The sequence below is a fragment of the Pseudomonas sp. LBUM1644 genome (genome assembly GCF_059716195.1).
This window is the reverse complement of the sequence record NZ_CP166812.1, coordinates 3,760,593-3,786,987: the sequence shown is the minus strand read 5'-3', so window position 1 is coordinate 3,786,987 and position 26,395 is coordinate 3,760,593. Positions and strand designations below refer to the sequence as shown.

Here is a 26,395-nt window from a genome sequence, read left to right as displayed (position 1 = left end):
TCGAGCAAATCGAAATCGGTGATGGCAACCATCAAAAATAAATCATTGCACGCTGTAACTAGGATCGATAGAGTCGTAGATGTCTGGTCGGCAATGGTGGTCTCCCTACCGAGACGCATGACCTCAACGTATTCAACACTTGGTCTTTCGCGGAGTTAAAAATGAAACAGCAGATCCTGGTAATTGGCGCAGGTTTCGGTGGCATGTGGACGGCTTTGAGCGCCACGCGTCTTTTCGACATCCATGCTCACAACGACGTTGAAGTCACCGTGCTGGCGCCTCAGGCCGAGTTGCGCGTCCGACCACGCTTCTACGAACCGAATGCTCATCAACTGGCCGCACCGATTGGCGACCTGTTCGACGCGGTCGGCGTGAAGTTCATCAAAGGCGCCGCTGAGACCATCGACGTCGAACGCAAAACCGTCGGCTACACCGATGCTTCCGGCGCCCTGCAAACGTGCAGCTACGACAAACTCGTTCTGGCTACCGGCAGCCGCCTTGCACTGCCGGACACCCCCGGTGTGACCGAACACGCCTTTGACGTCGACCAGATCGAACAAGCCGTACGCCTGGAAAACCACCTCAAGTCCCTGGTCAACCAGCCAGAAAGCCAAGCGCGCAACACCGTCGTAGTGGCTGGCGGCGGCTTCACCGGGATTGAAACGGCGACTGAAATGCCGGCGCGCCTGCGCTCCATCCTGGGTGAACGGGCCGACATCGAAGTCGTCATCGTTGATCGCGGTGCAACAGTCGGCGGGTCGATGGGCCCCGAAATCGCTGAAAAAATCGCTGAAGCCAGTATTGAGACAGGCGTGAAATGGCGCTTGAACTCGTCGGTCGTTGCGGTCGATGAAAATGGTGTCACCCTGGCTGACGGCCAGCGTATCGACACTAAAACGGTAGTCTGGACGACCGGTGTGCGGGCCAGTTCGTTGACCGAACAGATACCTGGTGAGCGCGATAAACTGGGTCGGCTGCACGTGGACGCTCACTTGAAAGTCATCGGCCAGGACGAGATCTTTGCCACTGGCGATGTGGCTTATGCGGCGACTGATGACATCGGCAACTACGCGCTGATGACCTGCCAGCATGCCATCGTGCTGGGTCGCCATGCGGGCAATAACGTTGCGGCACAGATCCTGGGCGTGGACCCGACGCCGTACAGTCAGCCAAAGTATGTGACCTGCCTGAATCTTGGCGCCTGGGGCGCGGTGTACACCGAGGGTTGGGATCGGCAGGTCAAGCTGGTCAAGCAGGAAGGCAAGTCGCTGAAGACCCAGATCAACACAATGTGGATCTACCCGCCGGCGGCCAACCGCGAAACGGCATGGGCCGCTGCTGATCCGCTGATCCCGATTGCATAAGCAACCGCTCACGCTGTTTGCATAGCGAAAAACCCGCCCAAGTGTTCTTGGGCGGGTTTTTTTTGAGTTTCGTGCGGTTGCAGTCGTGAAATTTAACGTGTATTTTTTCATGAAATTATAAATATAAAATTTCATGAGGCCCGTATGTTTCAGCAATCAACCCGGCATGTCGACAGCTATTACGCCCATTCATGCGCAGATCGGCTGGTGGATCGGGCAGCGTTGGCCGGCGAGCAGGAAGCCGAGGTGTTGATTATTGGCGCCGGTTTCAGTGGATTGCACACGGCTTTGAGACTGGCGTTGGCCGGCAAACGCGTGACGATGCTGGAGGCGAGCCGGGTTGCCTGGGCGGCCTCGGGGCGCAATGGCGGGCAGGCCATTCTTGGTTGGTCGTGTGACATGCCGCCGCTGGAGGCAGCGCTGGGGCATGAGCGCGCTCGGCGGCTGTGGGACAGCATGCGTTGGGCGGCGCAGGAGTTGCGGGCATTGCCTGCTCGTCATGATTTCGATTGCGACTATCGGCCCGGTCATCTCTGGACCTCGGTCATGCCACGACGGGTGAGCCTGCTGACAGAGTGGCAACACGAGGCCAGCCACAAGTGGGGGCACGACGGGTTGCAATTCATCCCCCGTGCGCAACTGCCGGAATGGGTCGCCAGCGAGCGATATCAGGCGGGGCTGTTCGATCCCGAAGGCGGGCATTTGAATCCTCTTAAACTGGCGCTGGGCCTGGCTGCCGCGATAGAGCGCGCAGGTGGGCGGATTCATGAACAAAGCAAAGCGCTGAGCTATCGCGAAGAGGGCGATCACTACGTGGTCAACACCGAGCGCGGCCGGATTCGCGCCGATGTTTTGGTGCTGGCGTGCAACGCCTATCTGGATCGGCTTGACCCGAAACTGGCCAGTTGCGTATTGCCGGTCGGCACTTACCAGGTGGCCACCGCGCCACTCACGGAGGCGCAGGCCATCGCTCTGTTACCGAGCAATGTGTGCGTCACCGACAATCAGTTTGTCCTCGATTATTTCCGTCGCACACCCGATAACCGGCTGCTGTTCGGCGGTGGTTGCACCTATTTGGGAGGCATGCCGAAGGACATCGCGGCCGCCACCCGGCCGTTTCTGGAGCGGGTGTTTCCCCAGCTCAAGGGTATCGGGCTGGATTTTGCCTGGGGCGGGCACATCGACCTCACCCTCAAGCGCACGCCGGACATCGGTCGGCGCGGCGATCTCTACTGGTTGCAGGGTTACTCCGGGCACGGTGTGCTCCCGACATTGGCCGCGGCGCGTGCCGTGTCTGGCGCGATACTCGGGCAGACGGACGAGTTGACCTTGTACCAGGCACTGGTCAACGAGCGCTTTCCCGGTGGGAAATACATGGCAGCACCGCTGGAGGCCATCGGCAAGGCCTGGTATCGGTTACGCGACAGCATTTGATGCATCAATTTCTGGAAGCCCTTGAATGGACATGCAAGAAGAAATATCGGCGTTGGCGATCCTGATCCAGGATTTGCGCAAACACAAAAAATACACCCTGAAGGACCTGGCGGACAAAATCGGTCGCTCCGTCGGTTTTCTCTCGCAGGTCGAGCGCGGGTTGTCACGTCCCACAGTCGCGGACCTGACCGCCATCAGCGAAACCCTGGGCGTACCGACCACGTATTTCTACAGTTTGCCCAAACCCATGGCATTGCCCTGGGTCACCCGGCCGGATGAGCGACGCACGCTGTATTACGCCGACGGGATCACCGACATCCTCGTTTCGCCGAAAATGCGCGCGTCCTTTTCGATGCTTGAAAGCCAGCTGGAGCCCGGCGCCAGCAGCGGTGACCGGCATATGAATGACAGCTCGGAGCAGGGCGGTTATGTCCTGGAAGGCGAATTGACGCTGTGGCTCGATGACGAACAGCCGGTGACCCTGCGCACCGGTGACAGTTTTCAGCTGGCCAGTCACACCCATTGTCGCTACGGCAACCTCACGGGTCAGTTGGCCCGAGTGCTGTGGGTCTACACCTGATGAAACAACAAGGAACACCAACGATGGAAGCTGTTAGCTCTGATCTGCTTGCCGAGGTACGCGCCTTTCGCCAGCGCTTCCCCGATGTGCGTTATGTCGACCTGATTGCCTTGGACATTCCCGGGCATTTCTACGGCAAGCGCTACCCGATCGAGATGCTTGAGAAGGTTGCCGCTGGCAGCGCACTCAAGCTGCCGCAAAACTGTGTATTGCTGGGCACTCAGGGTGGGCTGTTCAAAATTGGCGACTACTGTTTCAACGACGGCGATCCGGACGCTCCGCGCCGTCTGGTGCCGGGCACGCTCAAACCGGTGACGTGGGAAAAACAAGCGCTGGGGCAGATGCTGATTACGTCCGATGGCACTGAAAAGCCCATCGAATTCGAGCCGAGGGAAGTACTGGCGCAGGTGCTGGAGCGGCTCGGGCGCAAAGGCATTTTTCCGGTGGTGGCGTTCGAGCTGGAGTTTTACCTGTTCGATCGTCAACTGCGTGATGGGCTGCCACAGTTTCCGCGCGATCCGTTGACGGACGACGCGGATGATCAACCGAACATGCACATCGAACGGTTGTCACGGTTTTCAACGGTGCTCGACGACATGGTCGAAAGTGCGCGGGCGCAAGGCATTGATGCCACGGTGATCACCGCAGAACTCGGTCCGGGCCAGTTCGAGATTAACTTCGGCCACCTCGATGACGGCTTGCGTGCCGCCGATTGGGCAGCCCTGTTTTGCCGCAGCACGCGAGGTGTGGCGCTAAAGCACAACTACCGCGCCAGTTTCATGGCCAAACCTTACTTGCAGCACCCCGGTAGTGGCATGCATGTGCATGTGAGCCTTTACGATCAAACAGGCAATAACCTGTTGGCGGCCGACGGGCAGCGACCACTGCGTCATGCGGTTGCGGGTTGCCTCGAGGCGTTGCCGCATTGCATGCCGATTTTCGCGCCGAATCACAACGCGATGCGCCGTTTGAGCGGTACGGTCAACGTCGCGACACGCGCCAGTTGGGGCTTCGAAGATCGGGATGCCTGCCTGCGGGTTCCGGAGTCGGACGCTAAAAACCTGCGTATCGAACATCGTCTGGCCGGTGCCGATGCCAACCCGTATCTGGTGCTGGCGGCGATTCTGGTCGGCCTGGAGCAAGGCCTGGAAGCCGGCCGTGAACCGATTGCATCGCTCAACGAAGATCGCGACAGCGGCATCGATTTCCCGACGGAAATGCTCGACGCCGTGCATTCGATGCAAAGTCATGAGCCGCTGCGGGAGGGCTTGGGAGCAGAGTTTGTCGAGGTGTATTGCGAGAATAAACGCCAGGACCATTTGGCATTCATGCAGGAGATCAATGCGCGCGAATATCGCTGGTTTCTCTAGTCCCCATTAAAATAGTGTGGATATTTAACGGGTTAGGCGATTTAGTAACTCGATGGTGAGTGAAAAATATCTTGTTACAGGCAGAAACATTCCGTAATATCCGCGCCGCGTTCACCACCACGGTTTATGCATTTTTAAATCCCAGGCGTCCATCAGCTGCCTGGGATTTTTTTTTGCCTCACATTCAGCCTTTGCTCACGCTCAGTGAACCGCTGAAGACCTGGGCACCGGCACACGGTCGAATTTGGAAACCTCTTTGACCCAGAAGCGCCGATAGGTTGTTTTATCGGGTGCCTGCGGCTTTTGACTTGACCACACATGCTCGGCTTTCAAGCTGGCGCGATACGCCTCCCACTCTTTCTCCTCGGCGACTTCCCTGGCCTTGCGCTCATCGTCGAACCAGCCCAGTACATACACCTCGCCCTGATCCATGCCGTGCTCGATCAGTAGATAAATATCTTTCATCAGCTTTAACCCGCTGCTAAACATTCCAGAGTCCCTTGATGTTAGGGCATTGGTCTGGCTATCGGCAGGGGTTTTTAATTGTTGAGCGTTATCGATGACGGGTCAGGCGGGGCCAAGGGCGAAAAAAGACGCGTTATTTAGATCGATTATTTCTTTCGGTTTTGCAAGATGATGCCGGCTGCAGGGTTGCGATAACGGTGAGGCTGGTCGGTATAGAACAGGCCCCTGTGGAAAGCAGATAGCGTTCATCGTTGACGCTGATTTCCAGCACGCCTTGTGCAACCACCAGGTTTTCCTGCACCCCCGGCCCATGACCCTCTGATTGGTCTTCGCCCAATGGGCTCAAGCGCAGTTCATAAAACTCCGACTGGCGCGCAACGTCGAACGGGAACAGGGCGCGGCTGACAAACGCACCATTGGCACTGACCAGGCGTTTGCTCTGGCTGGCCGCCAGCACTGCAGGTTCTGCGCGACCCGGTCGCAGGTCGGGTCTTCTTCCAGTTGTTCCAGGTTATTCAAATCCAGCTCGGGTTCGGCGGCGCTCGCCATTAATGCGTTTTAGTTATTTTGAGGCTGCCTCAGCATAAATGCCGCCAAGCGCCTGAAAACAAGGCGAGAACGAGCTAAGCTAATTCCAAAATGATATTTGTTTGATGTTTTTAAGATCGATTAGCTTTATAGGCTTTAGATATCGGGCCGGGAGCTTCTTGTGACACTCATTCAAACTGCATTGGCGACGGCCCGGCTCGAATCTGCACAACGGCTTGCGCAACCGTCTGACGATCCCGCCAATGAGGGTGATGTGGTTCTTGAACTGCGTGACGTCACCAAAGCGTATTTGCAAAAAAAACGTTCATCAGCGCCACCGGCAGTGAGCAATGTCAGCTTGAAGGTGCGTCGGGGTGAGGTCCTGTGCCTGATGGGGACATCGGGCAGCGGCAAATCCACGTTGTTGCGCCACATCAATCGCTTGATCGAACCCACGAGTGGCGAAGTGTTGATCGAGGGTCAAGCCATCAGCGGGTTGAGCCACAAAGCCTTGCGTGATTTGCGGTCGCGGCGCATCGGCATGGTGTTTCAGCATTTCGGCCTGCTACCTCACCGCACGGTGCTGGATAACGTCGCGTTGCCGCTGGAGTTGCGCGGCGAACCGGAACCGGTTCGTCACGCGGCAGCCACCTTGCAGTTGCAGGCGGTGGGTCTGCAAGGTTGGGGTGAGCATTATCCCCATGAGCTTTCCGGCGGCATGCAGCAACGCGTCGGCCTGGCCCGAGCCTTGGTCACGGAGCCCGACATTCTGTTGATGGACGAACCGTTCAGTGCGCTGGACCCTACCATCCGTCGCGATCTGCAAAGCCACTTCCTTGCCTTGGCCCGTGAGCGCGGCATCAGCACTTTGCTGGTCACCCATGATCCGGCCGAAGCGATACGCCTCGCTGACCGAATAGCCGTGCTGCGCCATGGCCGTCTTGTTCAGTTGGGGACCCCCGAACAGTTACTCGAACAACCCGCTGACGCCGAAGTCGCGGACTTCTTCCGCGATTGCACGCCAACGCCGACCCCGTCGCGCAGCCCGGACAGCGTCCGCCGCCAGGCTCCCGACAGTGAGCCGCGTGAGCAACCCATCACCCCTGGCTTGCGAGGTTGGCCAGCGCTTTTGCTGGGGCCTGCAGCCCTGGCGGCCCGTGGGAAGGGCGGTTTGTTCTGGCTGACGTTCGCCGGCGAGCTCTCTGCCTTGGCCGCTCTGGGCCAAGGCATTGCCCGTTTATCGTGGCTTTCAGTGCTGGCGGCGGTGGCCGTGCTGGCGACCAGCCGATTGATTGCGCTCTCTGTCAGTCGCCAGCCCGTGCGACACAACGTGTCGGGTTGGGTGCTGCCACTGGCGGTGTTGCTGGTCAGTCAGGCCTTGGTGATCTGGCGCGTCATTACGCCAGACACCAGCAATGCGCTGCTGCAATTTCCGGCGAACCGCCAGGCCCTACTGTGGGCGGCGGAGAGTATCGACCAATTTATTGGCTGGTCTCAGGTTACGTTCGAGGGCGCGTTTGTCGGCGTGATCGTTGCCGTTCGCACGGTGATCGAGGGCATCGAAAACCTCCTCGGCTGGCTGCCCTGGTCCGTTTCAGCGCTGGCGCTGGTGCTGTTGGCCTGGCGTTCGGCGGGCCTCGCGTTGGCGCTGACCAGCAGCGCTGCCTTGTTGTACATCGGCGTGTTCGGCTTTTGGGAGCGCACCATTGCCACCCTGGCGCTGGTCGGCTCCTCGGTATTGATTGCGCTGGTCATTGGCGTGCCCACCGGCATTGTGCTGGCGAAGCGACCGCTGGTGCGGCGGTTGATCACGCCGTTGCTGGACGTGATGCAGACCCTGCCGACCTTTGTTTATCTGATTCCGGCCGTGGCGTTCTTCTCTGTCGGCAAGACTCCCGCCGTTATCGCCACGGTGATTTTCGCCCTGGCACCGATGATCCGCCTGACGTCACTGGGTATTCAGGAAGTGCCAAAGGATGCCGTCGAGGCGGCGGTTGCGCACGGCGCCAGTCCTTGGCAAACCCTGATCAAAGTGCAGCTGCCGCTGGCGCGCCGCTCGCTGTTGCTGGGGATCAACCAAACGATCGTCATGAGTCTGTCGATGGTGGTGGTGGCCGCGCTGATTGGCGCCGGGGGCCTCGGCTACGACGTGATGACGGCGCTGCGCAATATCAAGGGCGGCGAGGGCATGCTCGCGGGTGTGGCAATCGTCCTCTGTGCGCTGATCCCGGATCGAATCATTCAATCGAGCTTGCGCAAGCAAGATCACCTGCATAACTAACTGTGAGATTTATCGTGAAGACACATCTGTCGCGTACCGTGGGTGCGGCCGCATTGCTGGCCTCCTTGATTCTCCCGGCAACCGTATTCGCCAAGGACAAAGTTGTCATTGGCGAGCAGAACTGGACCGGAGCGATCGCCATTCAACACATCCTCGGGGAGGTGATCAAAAGCCGCCTGGATGGCGATGTGTCTTATCTGGCAGGGGACGTCCCGGTGCTGTTCAGCGCCGCTGCAAAAGGCGATGGCTCGGTCGACGTGCTGACCGACATCTGGCTGCCCAACCAGTCGGCCGCCTGGGCCAAATACGTCACGGGCGGCACCCGTTCATTGGTGCCGAACGTCAAGCCCTATGCGGGTGAGCAAGGCTTTTACATTCCGGGTTACCTGCAAGACAAGTACGGGGTCAAATCCATCTATGACCTGAAAAAGCCGGAAGTGGCCAAGCTCTTCGAGCCATTGGGCGGCGGCAAGGCGCAGTTGCTGGTCGGACCGGCGGGTTGGGAGTCGACCTACATAGGCCAGATCAAGGCCAAGGATTATGGGTTCGCCGATAAATTCGAGGCGGTGTCCACCGAGGCGTCTGTGACCTACGCGAAACTGGCTGCGGCGTATAAGGCGGAACGTGGCGTGGTGTTTTATGCCTACACCCCGGACTGGATTTTCTCGGCTTTCGATCTGCGTCGCCTGGAGGAGCCGGCATTCGACGGCTACGCCCAGGACAACAAAAAGGATGACCCCCTTTACAAGGCCGACGGCTGCTGGAAATTCATCAGCCCGACCGTCGACCCGGACTGGTTGAACAAGAGCCAGATTACCTGCGCCTTCCCGGATGCCAAGGTCCATGTCCTGGCCTCGGTTGCCCTGCAGAAACGCGCACCAAAAATTGCCGAGTTCCTGCGCAATGTCGCTATCGATCCGGCGCAGCTCAACGGGCTGATCCTGAAGATTGAAAAGGAAAAGCTGCCGGCTGACGTCGCCGCCAAGGCGTGGGTGGAGGCGAACAGTGCCACGGTTGATCAATGGCTGACCGCGTCGGCGCCAAAAGTGAGTGCGGCCCAATGAGTCACCCGTCCTTGCGCTTGCTCGATGGGGGTATGGGCCGCGAATTGCAGCGTATCGGGGCACCTTTTCGCCAGCCTGAATGGTCAGCGCTGGCGCTGATCGAGGCGCCTGATTATGTGCTTCAGGCGCATCAGGCGTTCATTGATGCCGGTGCCCGAATCATCACCACCAACAGTTACGCGGTGGTGCCTTTTCATATCGGTGACAAGCGCTTCGCCGAGCAGGGACGAACGTTGGCCGAGCGCGCCGGACAGCTTGCTCGTCAGGCGGCGTCTGCCAGCCCGGAACCGGTCACGGTGGCCGGCTCGTTGCCGCCGGCCTTGGGCTCCTATCGACCGGACCTGTTTGATCATCAACGCTCGGTGGCGATCCATCGGGAGTTGATCGCCGGACTCCAGGCGCATGTCGACGTCTGGCTGGCGGAAACCCAGAGTTCCACCGCTGAAGTTCGCGCGGTCGTCGAGGCGCTCGGTGCACAACCAAAACCGCTTTGGCTGTCGTTTACGCTGCTGGACGAAGCGGGCGAGCCGCCGCGATTGCGCTCTACCGAGCCGGTCGCCGATGCAGTGCGCGTGGCGGTGGAGCTGGGGGCAACGGCAGTGCTCTTCAATTGCAGCCAGCCGGAAGTCATGGCCGCAGCGCTGGCGCAGGCCCGAGAAGTAATTCAGAACCTCGGCCAAGCCATCGAGCTGGGGGTTTACGCCAACGCCTTCCCGCCCGTCAGCACCGAGGCCAAGGCCAACAGCGCCTTGCTGGAAATCCGTCGCGATTTGGGCCCCGAGTCCTATCTGCACTGGTCGAGGTCGTGGGTTGCCGCCGGCGCCAGCATTGTCGGCGGATGCTGTGGCATAGGCCCGGAACATATCGCGCAGTTGCATTCGCATCTGCTGCCACACACAGAGGTTGCCAGCGCATGACTGATTTCCAACGAGAACCGGTGGTTGAACAGGCGACGTTTGGCGCCGGCTGTTTTTGGGGCGCTGAAGCGTCATTCAGGGCGTTGCCGGGCGTGCTCGCCAGTCGAGTCGGCTTCGCACGGTCGGCCAGGGGTGAGTCGGCACTGATCGAAGTGGTGCAGGTCGATTTCGACGCGCGGGTGATTCCCTACAACCGTCTGATCGAACACTTCTGGACCCTGCACGATCCAACGTCGATCGACCGTCAGGGCGCGGATGTCGGGGAGAAATACCGTTCAGCGTTGTTTTTCAGCTCAGCCCAGCAGGCCCAGTTAGCACTGGTCGCCAAGCAGCGATTGGAGGCATCGGGGCAACTGGGCAAGCCGATCGCTACGGTGATCGTGCCGCTGGGTGATTTCCAGCTGGCGGACGAAGAACATCAGCGTTACCTGGAAAAGCACGGGGCGAGCAGCTGCTCCCTTTGAACGCACGCCGTAACCACAATTCCGGCAACAACACATCCCTTGTAGGAGTTGCCGCAGGCTGCGATCTGTTGATCTTGCTTTTAAAAACAAGATCAACAGATCGCAGCCTGCGGCAGCTCCTACAGAGGCGGCTGAATTTTTTTTATTTTTGCAATGACATTGAGGTTTCCATGGCGACTCCCTTCAAGCGTTCGGCATTAACCGTATTGGCCGCCTCCCTGGCTGCGGCGGGTCTGTTGCTGAGTCCCGGCGTCCAGGCCGAAGGCAAAATCAGCATTGCCCAGCAATTCGGTATCGGTTACCTGATTCTGGATGTGGTGCGCGATCAGCAGCTCATCGAGAAGCACGGCAAGGAGCAGGGCCTCGACATCAAAGTCGACTGGAACAGCATTTCGGGTGCCACCGCGATGAACGAGGCGCTGTTGGCCGGCGCGCTGGACGTGGTGTCCGCAGGTGTGCCGCCCATGCTCACGGTCTGGGATCGGACCAAGGGCAAACAGAACGTCAAGGCCATCGCCTCGCTGGGATCGATGCCCAATTACCTGCTGACCAACAATCCGAATGTGAAGAGTCTCAAGGACTTTACCGAAAAGGACCGCATCGCCGTACCGTCGGCAGGAGTCGGTTTCCAGTCGCGCACGTTGCAGATCGAAACGGCCAGACAATTTGGCAAAGACAACTACAAGAAGTTTGATGATATCTCGATCAGCCTGGCGCACCCGGATGCGACCTCGGCGCTGATAGCGGGTGGTTCAGAGATCAACTCGCATTTTTCCAGTCCGCCGTTCCAGTATCAGGAACTGCAGAATCCTAACGTGCACAAGGTCTTGAGTTCCTACGACGTACTCGGTGGTCAGGCCACGTTCAACGTGCTGTACACCACTCAGAAATTCCACGACGACAACCCGAAAACCTACAAGGCGTTCTACGACGCGTTGGCTGAGGCAGAGAAAATCATCAAGGCTGACAAGCCTGCGGCCGCCCAGACCTATATCCGGGTGGAGCAATCGAAGCTGGCCTTGCCGCTGGTCGAGCAAATCGTCGCTGACCCAGAAATCGACTTCACCGTCGTGCCGCAGCGCACCTTCATCTATGCCGAGAAACTGCACGAACTGGGCATCCTGCAAAACCAGGCAGGCAGCTGGAAGGATTACTTCTTCGAAGAAGCCCACGGCGGTGCGGGCACCTGACACCGGCACCGTACCTAGCGCGAAATAATCCCGTGATCGATGGCGTATTTGACCAGCGCGGCGGGTTTGTCGATGTTGAGTTTGCGGCGGATGCTCAGGCGATGGGTTTCTACCGTGCGCACGCTGATGTCCAGCTCGCGCGCCATTTCCTTGTTGTTCAACCCTTGGGCCATTTTGTACAGCACCTGGCTCTCGCGCGGCGTCAGCTCATTGTCGGTGCTTTTATCGGCGATGAGCCGCTGGGCGATCTCGGCGCTGTAGAACGTGCCGCCGCTGGCAATCGCTTCGATCGCGGCGATGATTTCCCGCGACGGCGAGTTCTTCAAGACATAGCCGCTGGCCCCGGCGCGAACGGACTCACTCACGTATTCATTGTTGTCGTACATGCTCAGCATCAACACCTTGAGCGACGGATATCGAGCGCGTAATACGCGGGTCAGCTCAAGCCCGTTCATGTCCCGCAGACTGATGTCGACCAGCAACAGGTCCGGCTGGCAGCGGCCGACCATCTCAATGGCGTCGGCGCCATTCTCGGCTTCGCCCACGACCTCCAGAGGGGCCATGACCGCCAGCAGGGCTTTGATCCCGTCACGAACCAGGGCGTGATCGTCGACCAGGGCGACGCGGATCGGGTAGGGCAGGTTCATCGCAGGCGTTCACTCTTGTTGTTGGGGCGAGTCAGCGTTTGGCGCCGGGCATTTTCATCGGCAGCTGAACGTCCAGTTCACTTCTTCCGGGCATCGAGACCAGGTCGAACCGGCCACCAAAATGCTCGACGCGTTCACGAATATTACGCAGGCCAATGCCCGCGTGGCGACGTTCGACCTGGGCCACATTGAAACCGATGCCGTCGTCGACCACCGTCAGCCGCACGGATTCTTCACCGCCGTGCAGGGTGATAGAGACATGTTTCGCCTGCGCGTGGCGTTCGATGTTGGTCAGGCCTTCTTGCACGATGCGAAACAGCGAGACTGCGGCGCCATCGACCAGGTGACAGTCGAATTCATTGTCGTCGTAGGTCACCCTGAGCCCACTGCGTTGTTCGAATTCTGCGGCGAGTTGACCGATGGCCGCCGGCAGTCCCAGGGTATCGAGCAGCGACGAGCGCAAATCATGAGAGAGGCTGCGCACTTCACCAATCGCGTCGCCCAGGCGCTCCGTGGCTTCTCTTAATGTGCTCAAACCCTTGCCGTGTCCTTGTTCATTTTCCAGCAAATGGCTGGCAAGTTCGAAGCGGAACTTGATCGACACCAACAGCTGACTGATGCCGTCGTGCAGTTCGCGGGACACTCGGGATCGCTCTTCCTCCTGCAAGCTGACAATACGCTGTGTCAGGCGCTGCAGTTTTTTGTCGGCCAGACGATGTTCGCTGACGTTGAGTGTCATGCCGCTGGCGAACACAAACAGCACCGCCACGAGCGCCACCACGCCAATCGCGAGCATGGTTTTGCGGATTCCCTGAGCCACTTCGTCGCGCGCTTGTTGGGTGGCGCGCTCGACATCTTCGAGATAAATGCCGGTGCCGATCATCCAGCCCCAATGATCGAGCATGACCACGTAGGCCAGCTTGTCGGTCACTTGGCCGGAGGAGGGTTTGTTCCAGGCGTAACGCTGAAAGCCTTCGCCGGATTGCGCGCTTTTGAGCAGCGCCTGAATCACCGGCAGGCCGTGTGGGTCTTTCATGTCCCACAGGTATTTGCCCACCAACTCGGTCTGGCGCGCGTGCATCAGGCTCCGGCCTTCGCGGTCGTAGACGAAGAAGTAGCCATTGATGCCGAAGCTGAGTTTGCGCAGCTCTTCCAGCACTTGTTGCTGGGCGTGCGCGTCGCCATGGCCGTCGTTGTACAGCGGCGCGATCAGGCTTTGCGCCATTTCCACGTAGTTTTTCAGCTCGGCGCGTTTACTGGCCAGGATGCTGTCTTCGATCAGTTGCGCCTGCTGGTCACCAAGTTGCCGGTTCAGGGAAATCACCAGCGCACAGATGACCGCGATCGCCAACACCAGCGGCAGAATCCCGAGCGCGACGATTTTGTGTTTGAGCTGCATCTCTGCTCCTGACCGGACCGAGGGAAGGCGATGGCCCGGCATCATATGCCAAAGATACGCCCGGCCAGTAGGACTGCTGGACGGAATGACCTGTGGCTCAACTGACAGATTTGTGTGATCTACGTAGAACTACGTAGGTCGCGCGTACGTAGTAACGCGGATTTATTTGTAGACGCCATGCGGGGATATTGGGCCAGCTCCGCACAGCGGACACAATTATAAAAATTACCGCCGCAGTCACTGGCTGTCGGCAGGAGACACGCTATGCCCCGTCTGGCTAAACACCTCGCCTGGTTTGCCGTGGCTGTCCTCGGAGCGTTTGCGCTAAGTGTCGTGGCCCTGCGCCGCGGCGAAGCGATCAACGCCCTCTGGATCGTAGTCGCAGCAGTCGCTATCTATCTCGTCGCTTACCGCTATTACAGCCTGTTCATCGCCACCAAGGTGATGCAACTCGACCCCAATCGTGCCACGCCCGCGGTCATCAATAACGATGGCCTGGACTATGTGCCGACCAACAAACACGTACTCTTCGGTCACCACTTCGCGGCCATCGCCGGCGCGGGGCCGCTGGTCGGTCCTGTGTTGGCGGCGCAGATGGGTTATCTGCCCGGCACGCTGTGGCTGATTGCCGGCGTGGTGCTGGCCGGTGCGGTTCAGGATTTCATGGTCCTGTTCCTGTCCACCCGCCGCAACGGCCGCTCCCTGGGCGACATGGTCCGAGAAGAAATGGGCCGCATCCCCGGGACCATCGCGCTGTTTGGCTGCTTCCTGATCATGATCATCATCCTTGCGGTGCTGGCGCTGATCGTGGTCAAGGCCCTGGCCGAAAGCCCGTGGGGCATTTTCACGGTGATGGCGACCATCCCGATCGCGATGTTCATGGGCATTTACATGCGTTACATCCGCCCGGGCCGCATCGGTGAAATCTCCGTGGTTGGCGTGCTGTTGCTGCTGGGGTCGATCTGGCTCGGTGGGCAGATTGCCGCTGATCCGGTCTGGGCCAAGGCCTTTACCTTCACCGGAATCCAGATCACCTGGATGCTGATCGGCTACGGTTTCGTTGCCGCTGTGCTGCCGGTGTGGCTGATTCTGGCGCCGCGCGATTACCTGTCGACCTTCCTCAAGATCGGCACCATTGTCGCGTTGGCGATTGGCATTCTGATCACCATGCCTGATCTGAAAATGCCGGCACTGACCCAGTTCATCGACGGCACCGGGCCGGTGTGGAAGGGCGGCCTGTTCCCGTTCCTGTTCATCACCATCGCCTGTGGCGCGGTCTCGGGGTTCCACGCGCTGATTGCCTCCGGTACGACACCGAAGTTGCTCGCCAGTGAAGGTCATGCCCGCTACATCGGTTACGGCGGCATGCTGATGGAATCCTTCGTCGCCATCATGGCCATGGTTGCCGCATCGGTGATCGAGCCTGGCGTGTACTTCGCCATGAACAGCCCGTCGGCCCTGGTTGGCGCGGATGTTGTTTCGGTGGCTCAAACCGTCAGCAGCTGGGGTTTTGCAATTACCCCTGACGCACTGCAAGCGGTGGCCAAGGACATCGGTGAGACCACCATCCTGGCCCGTGCCGGCGGTGCTCCGACCCTGGCGGTCGGTATCGCGCAAATCCTGCACCACGTCCTGCCGGGTGAAAACACCATGGCGTTCTGGTACCACTTCGCGATTCTGTTTGAAGCGCTGTTCATCCTGACCGCGGTCGACGCCGGTACCCGTGCCGGACGGTTCATGCTGCAGGACTTGCTCGGTTCTTTTGTGCCGGCGCTGCGTCGTACCGACTCCTGGCCCGCCAACCTGATCGCAACGGCCGGTTGCGTGGCGATGTGGGGTTACTTGCTGTACCAAGGTGTGATCGATCCGCTCGGTGGTATCAACACCCTGTGGCCGCTGTTCGGTATTTCCAACCAGATGCTGGCCGGTATCGCATTGATGTTGGCGACCGTGGTGCTGATCAAAATGAAACGCCAGCGCTACGTCTGGGTCACCATGCTGCCCGCCGTGTGGCTGCTGATCTGCACCGTCACCGCAGGCTTCATCAAGCTGTTCGACGCCAACCCGGCGATCGGCTTCCTGGCCCTGGCGAAAAAATACAGCGATGCGCTGGCCAACGGTCAGGTCCTCGCCCCGGCCAAGGACATCACGCAGATGCAGCACGTGATCTACAACGCCTACACCAACGCGACGCTGACGGCGCTGTTCCTGTTCGTGGTCTTCAGCATCCTGTTCTTCGCGCTCAAGGTCGGCATCGCCGCCTGGGGCACCAAGGAACGTACGGATAAAGAAGTGCCATACCAGGCTGTTCCACAGGTTTGATGGAGAAGGGTGCCCATGTTCAATGACCTGAGTCGCCTCGGTAAATACCTCGGTCAGGCCGCACGCCTGATGGTCGGCATGCCTGACTACGACAACTACGTCGAGCACATGCAAAGCAAACACCCGGACCAGCCGGTGATGAGTTATGAGGCGTTCTTCCGGGAACGCCAGGAAGCTCGATACGGCAGCAAGGCCGGGCCGAAGTGCTGTTGATGCAATATCCGGCTTGACGCAAAACCTGTGGGAGCGGGCTTGCTCGCGAAGCGGTATATCAGTCGACACTGTTGTTGACTGACGCACCGCCTTCGCGAGCAAGCCCGCTCCCACATTTGTTTTTGCGATCAGACAGAGCTATTGCGCGATGCCACTGAACCGAGGCAGAAAGTGCAGGAGTGTTCGTGATGTCAGGCCCGGGCACTGGGCCTAATGTTGTTGACTTAAGAAGACTCTGAAGTGGCTCTGAAACGGTGTGTATATCCGTCTCTTTGGTAGCGGCGGGTATTGGTTCCGCTCTTACAGCGGGTCACTTGGAAGAGCGCCAAGTAACCAGACGCTTTCGCCCCTTACGTACGGTGCCTCGCTCCTGTCCTGCTCCGTGGGCCCACTGCGCAGAACCCCCACTCGGCCTCCCGACGGGGCAGATCAAGATCAAGAGCCAAAGCGACAGCAGATCAAAAGATCGCAGCCTGCGGCAGCTCCTACAGGGATCGGTGTAGGCGCTGCCGAAGGCTGCGATCTTTTGATGTGAAGCGGAACGCGGAGCGTCCCTGGCGGCCTTACCACGCAGCGTGGGAACGATCAATAAGGCTTTTGATTCTCACCACTCAAGGCCGAGCGTTAGCTCGCCTGTAGCTTTTGATCTTGACGCACCGCCCCCTCGAGAAGCCGGGCCCACGGAGCAGGACCGGAGAGGGCATGCCGAGCCTTAGCGAGGCACCGAACGAAAGGGGCAAGAGCCCTTGGTTACTTAGGGCCGGGCGGCGTTCCGTTTTTGCAAGTGACTCGCCGTAAGGGCGAAACCACCAGCCGCCGTCACCGCAAAAACGGATATGCACACCACCCCATCCAAAACTTCAAGTGAACAGCATTACAACCACTAACCCGGGTTTTTGCCATGGAGTCACACGAGGTGAGCGTTGCTAAGGCAACGCACGCCATTTAACCTGGCTCAAACCGGATTGCTCGGCATGCGCTCGCAGTTGCGCGTGAGATTGCTCGCAGGGATTTTGCGCATACGCAAGCCCGACACCGGCGTGCAGGCAGGCGTAATACCACGCGTCTTCATCGCTCATGTGCGAATCGAACTGCACAAAGACATGCGCAATAGCGTGTAGGCAGTAGGTGATCTGGAACTGTCGAAGGCCGGGCATGGGTTTCTCCTGCAAGTGCCACTATGACACTAGTGGCTCAGTGCCAGTTCCGATTTTTTTCCGGCTTCGTTGTACCGCTGCTCGTCGTTTAAGGTTTAGGATGAATAATCGCAAGTAAATGGCTGTTTGCATTAGGTAAGGCTATGCTCCAGCTACTTTCGTTTTCTCCTGATAAATAACCACAGTGACCGCATGAACCCATCAGTGAAGCGTGCAACGGCCCTAGCGTTATACCCCGAGGATTCCCGTGAAGCGGCTGCGTTACTCAAGCAGGCTGTGCCGCTGATGGTTCGTCACAATATTCCGCCGAATCCGGTGCACTACGCGCTCTGGTACACCTACAGCAAAGGTGCGGACCCCGAACTCAATCGTCACCTCGATCGAGTGGTCAGGGACTTCGACAGTTTCCCGCCTGAATCGGCCTCAAAGCTGTTCCGCGAGTACATCATTCGCGACGAGCTGGAAGAGGCCCGGACAGGGCAGCAGCAAGCGATCAATCTGGTCGACGGCATGGAACGGGATGTTTCGCGCAGCGTAAGCGGCAGCATCAACTTCCAGAACAGCCTTGGGCATTGCCTGGAAATGCTCGATGCGCCGGTCGAGAAGAGCCTCCCGACGATCCTCAACGAGCTGCAACAAAGCACTCAGCTGATGCAGGATCAGCAAGCGTTGTTTCTGTTCCAGTTGCGCGCCGCTCAAAGCGAAATCAAGACCCTGCGCGAAAAACTCGAGCAGGCCAGCCTCGCCGCAACGCTGGATGGCCTCACCCAGCTACTGAACAGAAACTCCTTCAATCGCGTGCTGGAACAGGCCTTGAGCAAGGCACCGCGGAAAGTGGCGCTGGTCATGCTGGATATCGATCACTTCAAGCAATTCAATGACGAGTACGGTCACCCGTTGGGTGATCGTGTCCTCGAACATGTCGGGCAGGTGCTGCGCAACACACTGCCGTCCGAGGCCGTCGCGGCACGTTATGGCGGTGAAGAGTTCTGTGTCGTCCTGCAAGAATGCACCGATCTCGACAGTGCGCGGGCATTTGCCGAACAACTGCGCCTGAAAATCCAGTCGCTGCGGATCAAGGCGCGAGGCACCGACACGGTGCTCGACACGATATCGGCGTCGTTCGGTGTGGCCTTTTCCAAACCCGGTGACACCTTGGAAAGCCTGCTGACCCGTGCCGATGATGCGCTTTACCTGGCCAAGCGCAATGGACGCAATCGCGTGCAGTGACCCTTAGCGACACGCCGGCCTGTCAGGTCGGGGAGTGACGTAGATGCCCAAGTCCTCGCCTAGAAAGGAGAGGTGCGCTCGGTCGTTGCTACAGGAGAATCCAACGCTTGTGGCGTTGGTGTCGACGGACGTGGCGAAGTTCTGCTCCGGCTACGGCTTCACCATCACGCTGCCGTTGCCCATCACCTCGCGCAGCGAACCGTATGAGCTGGTTTCGCGCAACGGTGTTCCGGACTCGCCAGCGGCCAGGCTACTGCGAGAGGCATTGTTGAATCCGGTTTGATTTGGCGATCGGCATTCGTGCGGTTCAAGCAAATGTGATTTGTGACAGGCACGGTGTTTGAACCCGATCAACGTCGCGATACTCGACCAAGATTCTGTCTCTCCAATAATTGGCCCACGGATGGCCATCGCGAGGTTAAACAATGATTGTGCCCAGCCGATTTGTGCTGCTGATGACCACTGCCGCGCTGCTCACTGCGTGTGGCGAGTCCTCCAAATTGCCGTTTCAGGCCGGTGTCGGCCCAGCCCCGCAGTTGCCTGAACCCAGCACTTCGCTGATCCCCACGCTGAAGGTGTCCAAGGCTGTCGGCTGGGCGGCGGGCGAAATGCCCCGGGCGCCCGCTGGTTTCAAGGTGACTGCGCTCGCCGAAAACCTCGACCATCCGCGCTGGGTGTATACGCTGCCCAATGGCGATGTACTTGTCGCCGAGAGCAACCACCCGCCGATGCCGGAAGGGGCCACCGACGGTGGCACCGGGCCGATTGCCTGGGCACGCCGCACCGCCATGGGGTTTGTGATGGGCCGGGTGGGCGCTGATGCGCCGAGTGCCAATCGCATCACCTTGCTGCGCGATGCCGACGGTGATGGCCATGCCGAGGTGCGGCAGGTCTTCATGACTGGCATGACCTCGCCATTCGGCATGGCGCTGGTGGGAGGGGAATTGTTCATTGCCAACGCCGACGCGTTGGTCAAAGTGCCTTATACCGAAGGGCAAACCGAAATTGACGTGACGCCGGCGAAAGTCACTGACCTGCCCTCAGGCATCAATCACCACTGGACCAAGAATGTGCTCGCCAACCGCGAAGGCACCAAGCTGTATGTGACGGTGGGTTCCAACAGCAATGTCGGCGAGAACGGCCTTGATGCTGAAGACGGGCGTGCAGCGATTTGGGAGGTCGACGTCAAAAGCGGTAACAAGCGCCTGTTCGCCAGCGGCCTGCGCAACCCTAACGGCCTGGCTTTGAAGCCGGGCTCGAGCGAGTTGTGGACGGTGGTCAATGAGCGCGACGAAATCGGCAGCGACCTGGTGCCGGATTACCTGACGTCAGTGAAGGACGGTGCGTTTTACGGCTGGCCATGGAGTTACTACGGCGCCCACGTCGACAGTCGCGTAGAGCCACCGCGCCCGGACAAGGTGGCGCAGGCCATCGCCCCGGACTACGCGCTGGGCACCCACGTTGCGCCCCTGGGCCTGACATTCTCCGATTCGCGGGCCATGCCGGCAGCTTTTGCCAATGGCGTCTTCGTCGGCGAACACGGCTCGTGGAACCGTAACCCGCAGGCGGGCTACAAGGTCGTGTTCATTCCATTCAGCGCTGGAAAACCTTCGGGCACCCCCGTCGACTTCCTGACCGGTTTCCTCAACGCCGAAGGCGAAGCACAGGGCCGGCCCGTGGGCGTCGCGCTTGACGGACGCGGAGCGCTGTTGGTTGCCGATGATGTCGGGAACAAGGTGTGGCGCATCGCGAGGGCAACACCTTAGTCGGGACTTTTTCCTGATCGCTGGCGTTAAAGGTCATGGAACTGTGGCCTATGCGTGACAGTCGAACCTTTACTGATTCGCTGGCTGCCAGGACGGGAGGGTGTGATGGAGAGGCGGGCGATGCTCAAATTCTTTGCGGCGTACGTGTCCATTTGCGTGTTTGTCGAATGGGCGGTAGCCGCAGCCTCTCCGTGGATTACCGCTCATCTGCTGCTGAGGTGGATGCTTTAAGATCAAAAGATCGCAGCCTGCGGCAGCTCCTACAACGTATCTCTGTAGGAGCTGCCGCAGGCTGCGATCTTTTGACTTTAATTGACCAACCCAAAGGGTTCAGGAAATAAGCGATTGAAGCTTGTTCAGAATTTGGGCACCAGGATCAGCGTTTTTGACATCGCTGGATTGCTCTTTATCAGAGCCATCCGTCACGACCCCCGCCAGGATTTCAGCCAGGTTGTGAAAATGCCCGGTCTTTTTCTCGGCCGGGTCCACGTTGGCGCTCTGGTTTAGCGCCGCTTCCAGGGAAAGATGCTGCGATAGCCATTGCGGGGTGTTTTTTTCTTCAGGACTCATGTTGTCCATAAAGTCCAGAGCCGCATGGGCTCGACCGAACGGGTCATTGGCAAAAGGATCTTTCCAGTTTTGCTGCTGGTCCGCCGGGCCACTGTAATAGCCGGTGGCAAGTCGGCCTTGCTGGCGCATCAATTCTTGCGCCGAGGATTGTTCCTGCGGGGTGAATTTCCCGCCTTCATTGGTGGCGACAGCATTCAGGGAGCGTCGATCCAGATCACCCATCAACCCATTACGGTCTTCATCACTGCCGGTGTACGGTTTGCCGCTAGCGGCCATCAACGCGTATTTTTCATCCATTCGCTTGCGGGCATCAACCGCCACTTCGGCGAATGTCTTGTCCTTGGAGCTGGAAATTGCACCAGGCTTGGAGGCGCCCAGAACGAGCGCGTCGGCATTCATGCCGGCTCGGACAGGGAAGAACGGAGTATTTCCGATGATCGAGTTGCTGTAGTCGGTAGAAGTACTTGAGAGGCTCACCGAATCAGCGCTTTGCGCCTTGGCCTGCGGCGCCTCGTCTTGCGTGACTCGCTGTTGCGCATCGGTGGCGGACTTTGTGCTGACGGCAGCTGTGTAGGCAGACATCGCCTCTTTCGATGACGTTGAAGCGATGATCATTATTCTTCCTTGGCGAGAGAGAGGCGATTGCGGGCATTAGTACAGTATTTTTCGACGGTGCCGCCATTATCTTTAGCTTTATTCGCGTGAAAGTGTAGGGGCAAGCTTGCTCGCGATGGACGAAAGGGCGCCGTGTTCATCCAGGGAGGCCACGTCATCGTTAGCGTTCTTCGCGAGCAAGCTCGCTCCTACAGAGGGTTAAGGTTAACGAGCGATCGGTATCGCTGGTGTTTCGAACCAAATTCCGCGCAGTTTACTGCCACTACCACGCCGCCGCGCACTGCGTTGCCCGTGCTGATCGATGAGCGTCTGGATTGATATGCATCACGGTAACTCCAGCCCGGCAAACAATGTTTGGTGTATGAGCGGAGCTTACGAAGTCATCTACTACATTAACCGGTTTATATGATGCGGACAGGTTCTAGCCGGACTCTGTGAACGCTATTGAACTTATAATAAATAAATATATTGTTGGCTTTTAGATTGCCTACGCTCAAGGCTGACATTTCCTGTAAGTCGTTGCTATAAAGGGTAAAGGCGATGAATAAATTACTTGCTCCTATTGTTGTCATATTGTTCATGGCTGGCTGTTCTTCTTCCGGCCATCAAACTGCAACAGACGCCCACGCGGCTGCACCGGCAAACGCGAAGCAGCTAAGCGGCAGCGAAATAAGCTCGATGGTGATTGGTCGAACGCATTCCAGTGTGACCGCCACGGGTTATCCATTTTCTGAAACCCTGAATCCAGATGGAACTGCGACTATACAAATTTCGAGCGAGCCTAAGCAAACGGGCACCTGGGCTATTTCAGATGACGTCATTTGTGTTACGTATCAAAAGTACGGTAAGGAATGCAATAAAGTACGCAGCGATGGTGTTGCGATTTGGTTTGTAGATAGCGTGAAAAATACAACTAATAACAAATTTTCTGTTAAGTAGTAATGGTTGATTAGTTGTTGTGTGCTGGCTGTCTCAGGCAGGGCTGTTTTTGGGTCTCATTCATATACCTGTTCAATACCTGTTGTCGATCGCATTGATTACGCAGTGTGGGCGCTTAAGCGCCGTCGCGCTGCCGAGCCAGCGGAGGTGACTTCGATTTCGAGCGGCTTCATGGCCATGCCTTATCAGGGCTGTTCAAATATACAGTAATGGGGCAAGCCGGTTGGGCGAGTGTATGGCGACGAGCCGTAGGGTTTTGGATTGTGTTCGATCGGCAGGACGCCGGAGGGATGGTGAAAATGAGCCTTAGTCACGGAACACATGCCATTCTGCGGACTTTTTACCAAACCCCAGAAACGACAAAGCCCTGAATAATCAGGGCTTTGTCGTATAAAGATGGCGGAGGCGATGGGATTCGAACTCATGGACCTGTTACAGTCGACGGTTTTCAAGACCGTTGCCTTAAACCACTCGGCCACACCTCCGTTTGCGTTGCGGGCGCCATAATACCTGAATGAAACACACTGTCAAACTCTCTCCATAGCTTGTTACAGAGCGTCTGTTATGATCTTTGCGACTGAACGTTTCAAACCAACAGGAGTGTCGCCATGCGCGAACAGGATTACGCAGTTAATAACAGCGTGCAGGCTGAGCAGCTAGAGGTTAGCCGCGTCCTGCGCAACACTTACGGTTTACTCGCACTCACCCTCGCGTTCAGCGGCGTGATGGCGTTCGTTGCCCAGCAGATGCGTGTCGGCTATCCGAACGTCTTCGTGGTGCTGATCGGCTTCTACGGTCTTTTCTTCCTCACCAACAAACTCCGTGATTCGGCCTGGGGCCTGGTGTCGGCATTTGCCCTGACCGGTTTCATGGGTTTCCTGCTCGGCCCGATCCTCAACCGCTACCTGGGCATGCAGGGCGGCGCTGAAGTGGTCAGCTCGGCCTTCGCGATGACTGCGCTGGTATTCGGCGGCCTGTCGGCCTATGTGCTGATTACCCGTAAGGACATGAGCTTCCTCGGTGGCTTTATCACCGCTGGTTTCTTCGTGTTGCTGGGTGCAACGCTGGCCAGCTTCTTCTTCCAGATCAGCGGTTTGCAGCTGGCGATCAGCGCCGGTTTCGTGCTGTTTTCCTCGGTCTGCATTTTATTCCAGACCAGCGCCATCATCCAGGGCGGCGAGCGTAACTACATCATGGCGACCATCAGCCTGTATGTATCGATCTACAACCTGTTCATCAGCTTGTTGCAGATCTTTGGCATCATGAGCCGCGATGATTAATCGTCGGCCATAAGTAAAAAACCCGCTTCGGCGGGTTTTTTCTTGCCTGCGATTTGAGTAAAGGCTTACGCCATCGGCGGCAATCGCCGTTTGACCGGGGTTTTCTTGACGATCGCGGTGTTGGTTTCGGCGTGGGTATTGAGGCGGTCGAGCAGGGTGTCCAGTTGCTCCATTGAACGCACATGCAGGCGGGCGATGAAACAGTCGTCGCCCGTCACCTTGTCGCATTCGGTGAACTCCGGGATAGCCTGGATCTGCCGCTCCACCTCCTGCAACTGGCCCGGCAGCGGGCGGATACGGACAATGGCCTGCAATTGATAACCGAAGCATTTTGGATCGATCTCGACCGTATAGCCCTTGAGCACGCCACGTTCTTCAAGGCGACGCAAACGCTCGGCGACACTGGGGGAAGACAACCCGCTGAGGTGCGCGAGGGCCTTGAGCGAGCGCCGTGAGTCTTCCATCAGCGCCGTAATCAGCACTTGATCGATATCGTCAGTCATGGCGGAACCCCTGTAAGGCAATTAGTTAAATTGGCCTTGATAAAAAAGGCAGAAGCCGAGTTTAGCCTGATTTTTGCTCTGGAGAAGCACCTCGGCCGATAGGCATAATTTGGGCTCAAACACAGGAGTCTGATGATGGACAAAACAATACGTCGCGGGTCATTTGAAATGACCGCCGCCATGCTGATTTCCGGGACCATCGGATGGTTCGTGCTGGTGTCCGGGCAACCTGTGCTGGACGTGGTGTTCTGGCGGTGCGTATTCGGTGCCGGCACCTTGTTGCTGATCTGCGCTGCATTCGGCTTCCTGCGCCCCGGCATTTTGACTCGCACCACTTTCTTGCTAGCCGTCGTCAGCGGGGTGGCGATTGTCGGTAACTGGGTACTGTTATTCGCGTCCTATTCTCGCGCTTCGATTGCCATTGGCACGGCGGTGTACAACGTTCAACCGTTCATGCTGGTGGGACTGGCCGCCCTGTTCCTAAACGAGAAAATCACCCTGCAGAAACTGTTCTGGCTGGGCATTTCGTTTCTGGGAATGTTGGCGATTGTCAGCGCGCATGGCGGGCAGGGCGAAAGCGGCAGTGATTACCTGATAGGCATCGCCTTGGCGTTGGGCGCCGCATTCCTCTACGCGATTGCCGCGTTGATCATCAAACGCCTGACCGGCACGCCGCCGCATTTGATCGCGCTGGTCCAGGTCACCACCGGGGTGCTGCTACTCGCACCCTTCGCGCACTTTTCCGCGTTGCCGCAAGCGCCGAGTGCGTGGGCCAGCCTGGTGACGCTCGGCATTATTCACACGGGCGTGATGTACGTGTTGCTCTACGGCGCGATTCAAAAACTGCCTACTGCACTGACTGGCGCTCTGTCGTTCATCTACCCGATTGCGGCGATTTTCGTTGACTGGTTTGCCTTTGGCCATCGCCTGGAGCCGCTGCAATGGATTGGTGTTGCTGCGATTTTGCTGGCCGCTGCCGGGATGCAGCAGGGCTGGAGCCTGAAGTTTCGGCGGACAGTTACGCAATAATCATAGGTTCCAGCGCGGCGCAGTCTTTGCCAATCGCTGACGCATCTCGCCGATGTTGCCGGCCAGTTGCCGGATCAATAATCGGTAACCGTCCAGCGCGTTATAAACCGGCGCGTCCAGGCTTGAATCATTAGGTAATTCAACAGGCCGACTGAGCCGCTGAGACGCGCCTGATTTCAACGCCCGCGCCATCCCCAAGAGCTGCACCCGAATCAGCCGATGTTCCGCTTTCAGTGACGATTGCAAATGGGCCATCGCATCAGGATCATTCGCGTCCGGCCGAGTATTGCCGAGAATTTCCAAGGTGCTCACGCACATCCGCAAATGACGCTGAATCGCATCGAGTTCGGTCATGGAAACCTTCACTTCCTTGGACACCGACGGCATCAGCGAACGCAGTTGCACCATCACCGTGTTCAAACGGCCCATGAGCCGGTGGTGCTCGTCGTCAGTGACCGATTGGCCATTGATGATGCGCCCGTAAATCGTCGCGCAATCGCGCAAGGCATCGGCCAGGTTGTAGCGCCAGGAGAAAACCGCATAGAGCGGCAGGGCGAAGGAGAACGCCAGGGCCAGGGCGATGCCGATCAGGATGTCTACGCCACGCCACAATCCGTCGGAAACCGGGTTGTCGCCATGACCTGCGACGATGAGCACGGTGATCGCCGCCAGCAGCGCGGTGTAGCCGCCCTTGCCGATGGCGTGGTAGGAAAAGAACCCGCACACCACCGACATCACGAAATAGGTCAGCCATGGCATGCCGAGCCAGGCTTGTTGCGCCACCAGCAATAAACCGACGGCAGCTCCGATCAAGGTGCCGGTAGCGCGCTCGGCGGCTTTTTTGCCGATGTTGCCGTGGTGCTGCAAACCGCCGATTACCACCAGCATCGTCACCGACGCCCATTCGCCATGCGGCAGGTTGATCCCGGTGGTCAGCAGGATCGATGCCATCAACCCTAGCGACACGCGCACCGCGTGGATGACTTTGGCGTGTCTATAGCGCCGATACGGGTCCAGCAACGGACGCAATAATCGGCGCATCAGCGGTGGCAGGCGATTGGCGCTGAA

At 58.4% G+C, this 26,395-nt stretch carries 24 protein-coding genes, 1 tRNA gene and 1 pseudogene; 17 read left to right on the top strand and 9 right to left on the bottom strand.

Going from position 1 to position 26,395, the window contains the following annotated elements; genetic code table 11:
* The first annotated feature begins 161 nt into the window (after window positions 1-161).
* The 4 genes from ACA052_RS17035 (at window position 162) to ACA052_RS17020 (ending at window position 4,748) form a co-directional block, all read left to right on the top strand.
* On the top strand, window positions 162-1,364 hold the full coding sequence (locus tag ACA052_RS17035) for an NAD(P)/FAD-dependent oxidoreductase (protein WP_497645908.1): 1,203 nt from the start codon (window positions 162-164) through the stop codon (window positions 1,362-1,364).
* A gap of 144 nt (window positions 1,365-1,508) precedes the next feature.
* Window positions 1,509-2,798: an NAD(P)/FAD-dependent oxidoreductase gene (locus tag ACA052_RS17030; protein ID WP_497645907.1), complete on the top strand. Its 1,290-nt coding sequence runs from the start codon at window positions 1,509-1,511 to the stop codon at window positions 2,796-2,798.
* A 25-nt stretch (window positions 2,799-2,823) separates the two neighbouring features.
* Window positions 2,824-3,378 carry a helix-turn-helix domain-containing protein gene (locus ACA052_RS17025; protein WP_497645906.1) on the top strand — a complete coding sequence of 185 codons (555 nt, stop codon included), beginning with the start codon at window positions 2,824-2,826 and terminating at the stop codon, window positions 3,376-3,378.
* A gap of 23 nt (window positions 3,379-3,401) precedes the next feature.
* Window positions 3,402-4,748, top strand: coding sequence for a glutamine synthetase family protein (locus ACA052_RS17020; RefSeq protein ID WP_497645905.1), 1,347 nt, complete (start codon window positions 3,402-3,404; stop codon window positions 4,746-4,748).
* Window positions 4,749-4,949: 201 nt separating this feature from the next.
* On the opposite strand, the gene ACA052_RS17015 is transcribed toward ACA052_RS17020, so the two are convergent.
* Both ACA052_RS17015 and ACA052_RS17010 read right to left on the bottom strand, forming a co-directional pair.
* Complete coding sequence (locus ACA052_RS17015) at window positions 4,950-5,213, bottom strand: hypothetical protein (RefSeq protein ID WP_497650347.1); 264 nt, start codon at window positions 5,211-5,213, stop codon at window positions 4,950-4,952.
* 146 nt (window positions 5,214-5,359) lie between these two features.
* Window positions 5,360-5,673: pseudogene (locus tag ACA052_RS17010) on the bottom strand (cupin domain-containing protein); the annotation flags it as partial.
* 270 nt (window positions 5,674-5,943) lie between these two features.
* Between ACA052_RS17010 and ACA052_RS17005 the strand changes: the two are divergent.
* The 5 genes from ACA052_RS17005 to ACA052_RS16985 all read left to right on the top strand — a co-directional run bounded on the left by ACA052_RS17005 (window position 5,944) and on the right by ACA052_RS16985 (window position 11,657).
* A complete protein-coding gene (locus ACA052_RS17005) occupies window positions 5,944-8,022 on the top strand; it encodes an ATP-binding cassette domain-containing protein (protein ID WP_497650346.1) in 2,079 nt (692 codons plus the stop codon).
* A 14-nt stretch (window positions 8,023-8,036) separates the two neighbouring features.
* Window positions 8,037-9,086: an ABC transporter substrate-binding protein gene (locus tag ACA052_RS17000; protein ID WP_497645904.1), complete on the top strand. Its 1,050-nt coding sequence runs from the start codon at window positions 8,037-8,039 to the stop codon at window positions 9,084-9,086.
* A complete protein-coding gene (locus tag ACA052_RS16995) occupies window positions 9,083-10,003 on the top strand; it encodes a homocysteine S-methyltransferase family protein (RefSeq protein ID WP_497645903.1) in 921 nt (306 codons plus the stop codon). The genes ACA052_RS17000 and ACA052_RS16995 overlap by 4 nt, the downstream gene beginning before the upstream one ends.
* Window positions 10,000-10,467 (top strand): peptide-methionine (S)-S-oxide reductase MsrA, encoded by a 468-nt coding sequence (gene msrA, locus ACA052_RS16990; protein ID WP_497645902.1) that lies wholly within the window; start codon window positions 10,000-10,002, stop codon window positions 10,465-10,467. Before ACA052_RS16995 ends, msrA begins: the two co-directional genes overlap by 4 nt.
* A 170-nt stretch (window positions 10,468-10,637) precedes the next feature.
* A complete protein-coding gene (locus ACA052_RS16985; RefSeq protein WP_497645901.1) occupies window positions 10,638-11,657 on the top strand; it encodes an ABC transporter substrate-binding protein in 1,020 nt (339 codons plus the stop codon).
* 14 nt (window positions 11,658-11,671) lie between these two features.
* On the opposite strand, the gene ACA052_RS16980 is transcribed toward ACA052_RS16985, so the two are convergent.
* Together ACA052_RS16980 and ACA052_RS16975 are read right to left on the bottom strand one after the other, a co-directional pair.
* Complete coding sequence (locus tag ACA052_RS16980; RefSeq protein WP_497645900.1) at window positions 11,672-12,304, bottom strand: response regulator; 633 nt, start codon at window positions 12,302-12,304, stop codon at window positions 11,672-11,674.
* Between the two features lie 31 nt (window positions 12,305-12,335).
* Entirely contained in the window at window positions 12,336-13,703 is a 1,368-nt protein-coding gene (locus ACA052_RS16975; protein WP_497645899.1) for a cache domain-containing protein, read from the bottom strand.
* A 264-nt stretch (window positions 13,704-13,967) separates the two neighbouring features.
* Between ACA052_RS16975 and ACA052_RS16970 the strand changes: the two genes are divergently transcribed.
* A complete protein-coding gene (locus tag ACA052_RS16970; RefSeq protein ID WP_497645898.1) occupies window positions 13,968-16,025 on the top strand; it encodes a carbon starvation CstA family protein in 2,058 nt (685 codons plus the stop codon).
* A 15-nt stretch (window positions 16,026-16,040) separates the two neighbouring features.
* Complete coding sequence (locus ACA052_RS16965) at window positions 16,041-16,238, top strand: YbdD/YjiX family protein (RefSeq protein ID WP_497645897.1); 198 nt, start codon at window positions 16,041-16,043, stop codon at window positions 16,236-16,238.
* Window positions 16,239-17,164: 926 nt separating this feature from the next.
* Here ACA052_RS16965 and ACA052_RS16960 read toward each other — a convergent pair.
* Window positions 17,165-17,395 (bottom strand): DUF6555 family protein, encoded by a 231-nt coding sequence (locus ACA052_RS16960; protein WP_497645896.1) that lies wholly within the window; start codon window positions 17,393-17,395, stop codon window positions 17,165-17,167.
* A 192-nt stretch (window positions 17,396-17,587) separates the two neighbouring features.
* Between ACA052_RS16960 and ACA052_RS16955 the strand changes: the two genes are divergently transcribed.
* The 3 genes from ACA052_RS16955 (at window position 17,588) to ACA052_RS16945 (ending at window position 20,391) form a co-directional block, all read left to right on the top strand.
* Window positions 17,588-18,625, top strand: coding sequence for a GGDEF domain-containing protein (locus ACA052_RS16955; RefSeq protein WP_497645895.1), 1,038 nt, complete (start codon window positions 17,588-17,590; stop codon window positions 18,623-18,625).
* Between the two features lie 109 nt (window positions 18,626-18,734).
* A complete protein-coding gene (locus ACA052_RS16950; RefSeq protein WP_497645894.1) occupies window positions 18,735-18,908 on the top strand; it encodes a hypothetical protein in 174 nt (57 codons plus the stop codon).
* Between the two features lie 142 nt (window positions 18,909-19,050).
* Entirely contained in the window at window positions 19,051-20,391 is a 1,341-nt protein-coding gene (locus tag ACA052_RS16945) for a PQQ-dependent sugar dehydrogenase (RefSeq protein ID WP_497645893.1), read from the top strand.
* Between the two features lie 330 nt (window positions 20,392-20,721).
* Here the strand turns inward: ACA052_RS16945 and ACA052_RS16940 are convergent, their stop codons facing one another.
* Window positions 20,722-21,576: a hypothetical protein gene (locus tag ACA052_RS16940; protein WP_497645892.1), complete on the bottom strand. Its 855-nt coding sequence runs from the start codon at window positions 21,574-21,576 to the stop codon at window positions 20,722-20,724.
* Window positions 21,577-22,116: 540 nt separating this feature from the next.
* On the opposite strand from ACA052_RS16940, the gene ACA052_RS16935 reads away from it, so the two are divergent.
* A complete protein-coding gene (locus tag ACA052_RS16935; RefSeq protein WP_497645891.1) occupies window positions 22,117-22,515 on the top strand; it encodes a hypothetical protein in 399 nt (132 codons plus the stop codon).
* A 397-nt stretch (window positions 22,516-22,912) separates the two neighbouring features.
* On the opposite strand, the gene ACA052_RS16930 is transcribed toward ACA052_RS16935, so the two are convergent.
* Window positions 22,913-23,000, bottom strand: a tRNA-Ser gene (locus tag ACA052_RS16930).
* A 123-nt stretch (window positions 23,001-23,123) separates the two neighbouring features.
* Here ACA052_RS16930 and ACA052_RS16925 point away from each other — a divergent pair.
* Window positions 23,124-23,795, top strand: a complete 672-nt coding sequence (locus ACA052_RS16925; protein WP_157715183.1) for a Bax inhibitor-1/YccA family protein — start codon at window positions 23,124-23,126, stop codon at window positions 23,793-23,795.
* A 65-nt stretch (window positions 23,796-23,860) separates the two neighbouring features.
* Here ACA052_RS16925 and ACA052_RS16920 read toward each other — a convergent pair whose 3' ends face one another.
* On the bottom strand, window positions 23,861-24,298 hold the full coding sequence (locus ACA052_RS16920) for an Lrp/AsnC family transcriptional regulator (protein ID WP_407013048.1): 438 nt from the start codon (window positions 24,296-24,298) through the stop codon (window positions 23,861-23,863).
* 135 nt (window positions 24,299-24,433) lie between these two features.
* On the opposite strand from ACA052_RS16920, the gene ACA052_RS16915 reads away from it, so the two are divergent.
* Window positions 24,434-25,327, top strand: coding sequence for a DMT family transporter (locus ACA052_RS16915; protein WP_497645890.1), 894 nt, complete (start codon window positions 24,434-24,436; stop codon window positions 25,325-25,327).
* On the opposite strand, the gene ACA052_RS16910 is transcribed toward ACA052_RS16915, so the two are convergent.
* Window positions 25,328-26,368 carry an FUSC family protein gene (locus ACA052_RS16910; protein ID WP_497645889.1) on the bottom strand — a complete coding sequence of 347 codons (1,041 nt, stop codon included), beginning with the start codon at window positions 26,366-26,368 and terminating at the stop codon, window positions 25,328-25,330. It abuts the gene before it with no gap.
* Between the last annotated feature and the right edge of the window lie 27 nt (window positions 26,369-26,395).

What these genes read in the sequence shown, in the direction of transcription:
- ACA052_RS17035 (WP_497645908.1), top strand. Translation starts at nt 162, where the DNA reads ATGAAACAGCAGATCCTGGTAATTGGCGCAGGTTTCGGTGGCATGTGG.
- ACA052_RS17030 (WP_497645907.1), top strand. Translation starts at nt 1,509, where the DNA reads ATGTTTCAGCAATCAACCCGGCATGTCGACAGCTATTACGCCCATTCA.
- ACA052_RS17025 (WP_497645906.1), top strand. Translation starts at nt 2,824, where the DNA reads ATGGACATGCAAGAAGAAATATCGGCGTTGGCGATCCTGATCCAGGAT.
- ACA052_RS17020 (WP_497645905.1), top strand. Translation starts at nt 3,402, where the DNA reads ATGGAAGCTGTTAGCTCTGATCTGCTTGCCGAGGTACGCGCCTTTCGC.
- ACA052_RS17015 (WP_497650347.1), bottom strand. Translation starts at nt 5,213, where the DNA reads ATGAAAGATATTTATCTACTGATCGAGCACGGCATGGATCAGGGCGAG.
- ACA052_RS16995 (WP_497645903.1), top strand. Translation starts at nt 9,083, where the DNA reads ATGAGTCACCCGTCCTTGCGCTTGCTCGATGGGGGTATGGGCCGCGAA.
- msrA (WP_497645902.1), top strand. Translation starts at nt 10,000, where the DNA reads ATGACTGATTTCCAACGAGAACCGGTGGTTGAACAGGCGACGTTTGGC.
- ACA052_RS16985 (WP_497645901.1), top strand. Translation starts at nt 10,638, where the DNA reads ATGGCGACTCCCTTCAAGCGTTCGGCATTAACCGTATTGGCCGCCTCC.
- ACA052_RS16980 (WP_497645900.1), bottom strand. Translation starts at nt 12,304, where the DNA reads ATGAACCTGCCCTACCCGATCCGCGTCGCCCTGGTCGACGATCACGCC.
- ACA052_RS16975 (WP_497645899.1), bottom strand. Translation starts at nt 13,703, where the DNA reads ATGCAGCTCAAACACAAAATCGTCGCGCTCGGGATTCTGCCGCTGGTG.
- ACA052_RS16970 (WP_497645898.1), top strand. Translation starts at nt 13,968, where the DNA reads ATGCCCCGTCTGGCTAAACACCTCGCCTGGTTTGCCGTGGCTGTCCTC.
- ACA052_RS16965 (WP_497645897.1), top strand. Translation starts at nt 16,041, where the DNA reads ATGTTCAATGACCTGAGTCGCCTCGGTAAATACCTCGGTCAGGCCGCA.
- ACA052_RS16960 (WP_497645896.1), bottom strand. Translation starts at nt 17,395, where the DNA reads ATGCCCGGCCTTCGACAGTTCCAGATCACCTACTGCCTACACGCTATT.
- ACA052_RS16955 (WP_497645895.1), top strand. Translation starts at nt 17,588, where the DNA reads ATGAACCCATCAGTGAAGCGTGCAACGGCCCTAGCGTTATACCCCGAG.
- ACA052_RS16945 (WP_497645893.1), top strand. Translation starts at nt 19,051, where the DNA reads ATGATTGTGCCCAGCCGATTTGTGCTGCTGATGACCACTGCCGCGCTG.
- ACA052_RS16940 (WP_497645892.1), bottom strand. Translation starts at nt 21,576, where the DNA reads ATGATCATCGCTTCAACGTCATCGAAAGAGGCGATGTCTGCCTACACA.
- ACA052_RS16935 (WP_497645891.1), top strand. Translation starts at nt 22,117, where the DNA reads ATGAATAAATTACTTGCTCCTATTGTTGTCATATTGTTCATGGCTGGC.
- ACA052_RS16925 (WP_157715183.1), top strand. Translation starts at nt 23,124, where the DNA reads ATGCGCGAACAGGATTACGCAGTTAATAACAGCGTGCAGGCTGAGCAG.
- ACA052_RS16920 (WP_407013048.1), bottom strand. Translation starts at nt 24,298, where the DNA reads ATGACTGACGATATCGATCAAGTGCTGATTACGGCGCTGATGGAAGAC.
- ACA052_RS16915 (WP_497645890.1), top strand. Translation starts at nt 24,434, where the DNA reads ATGGACAAAACAATACGTCGCGGGTCATTTGAAATGACCGCCGCCATG.
- ACA052_RS16910 (WP_497645889.1), bottom strand. Translation starts at nt 26,368, where the DNA reads ATGCGCCGATTATTGCGTCCGTTGCTGGACCCGTATCGGCGCTATAGA.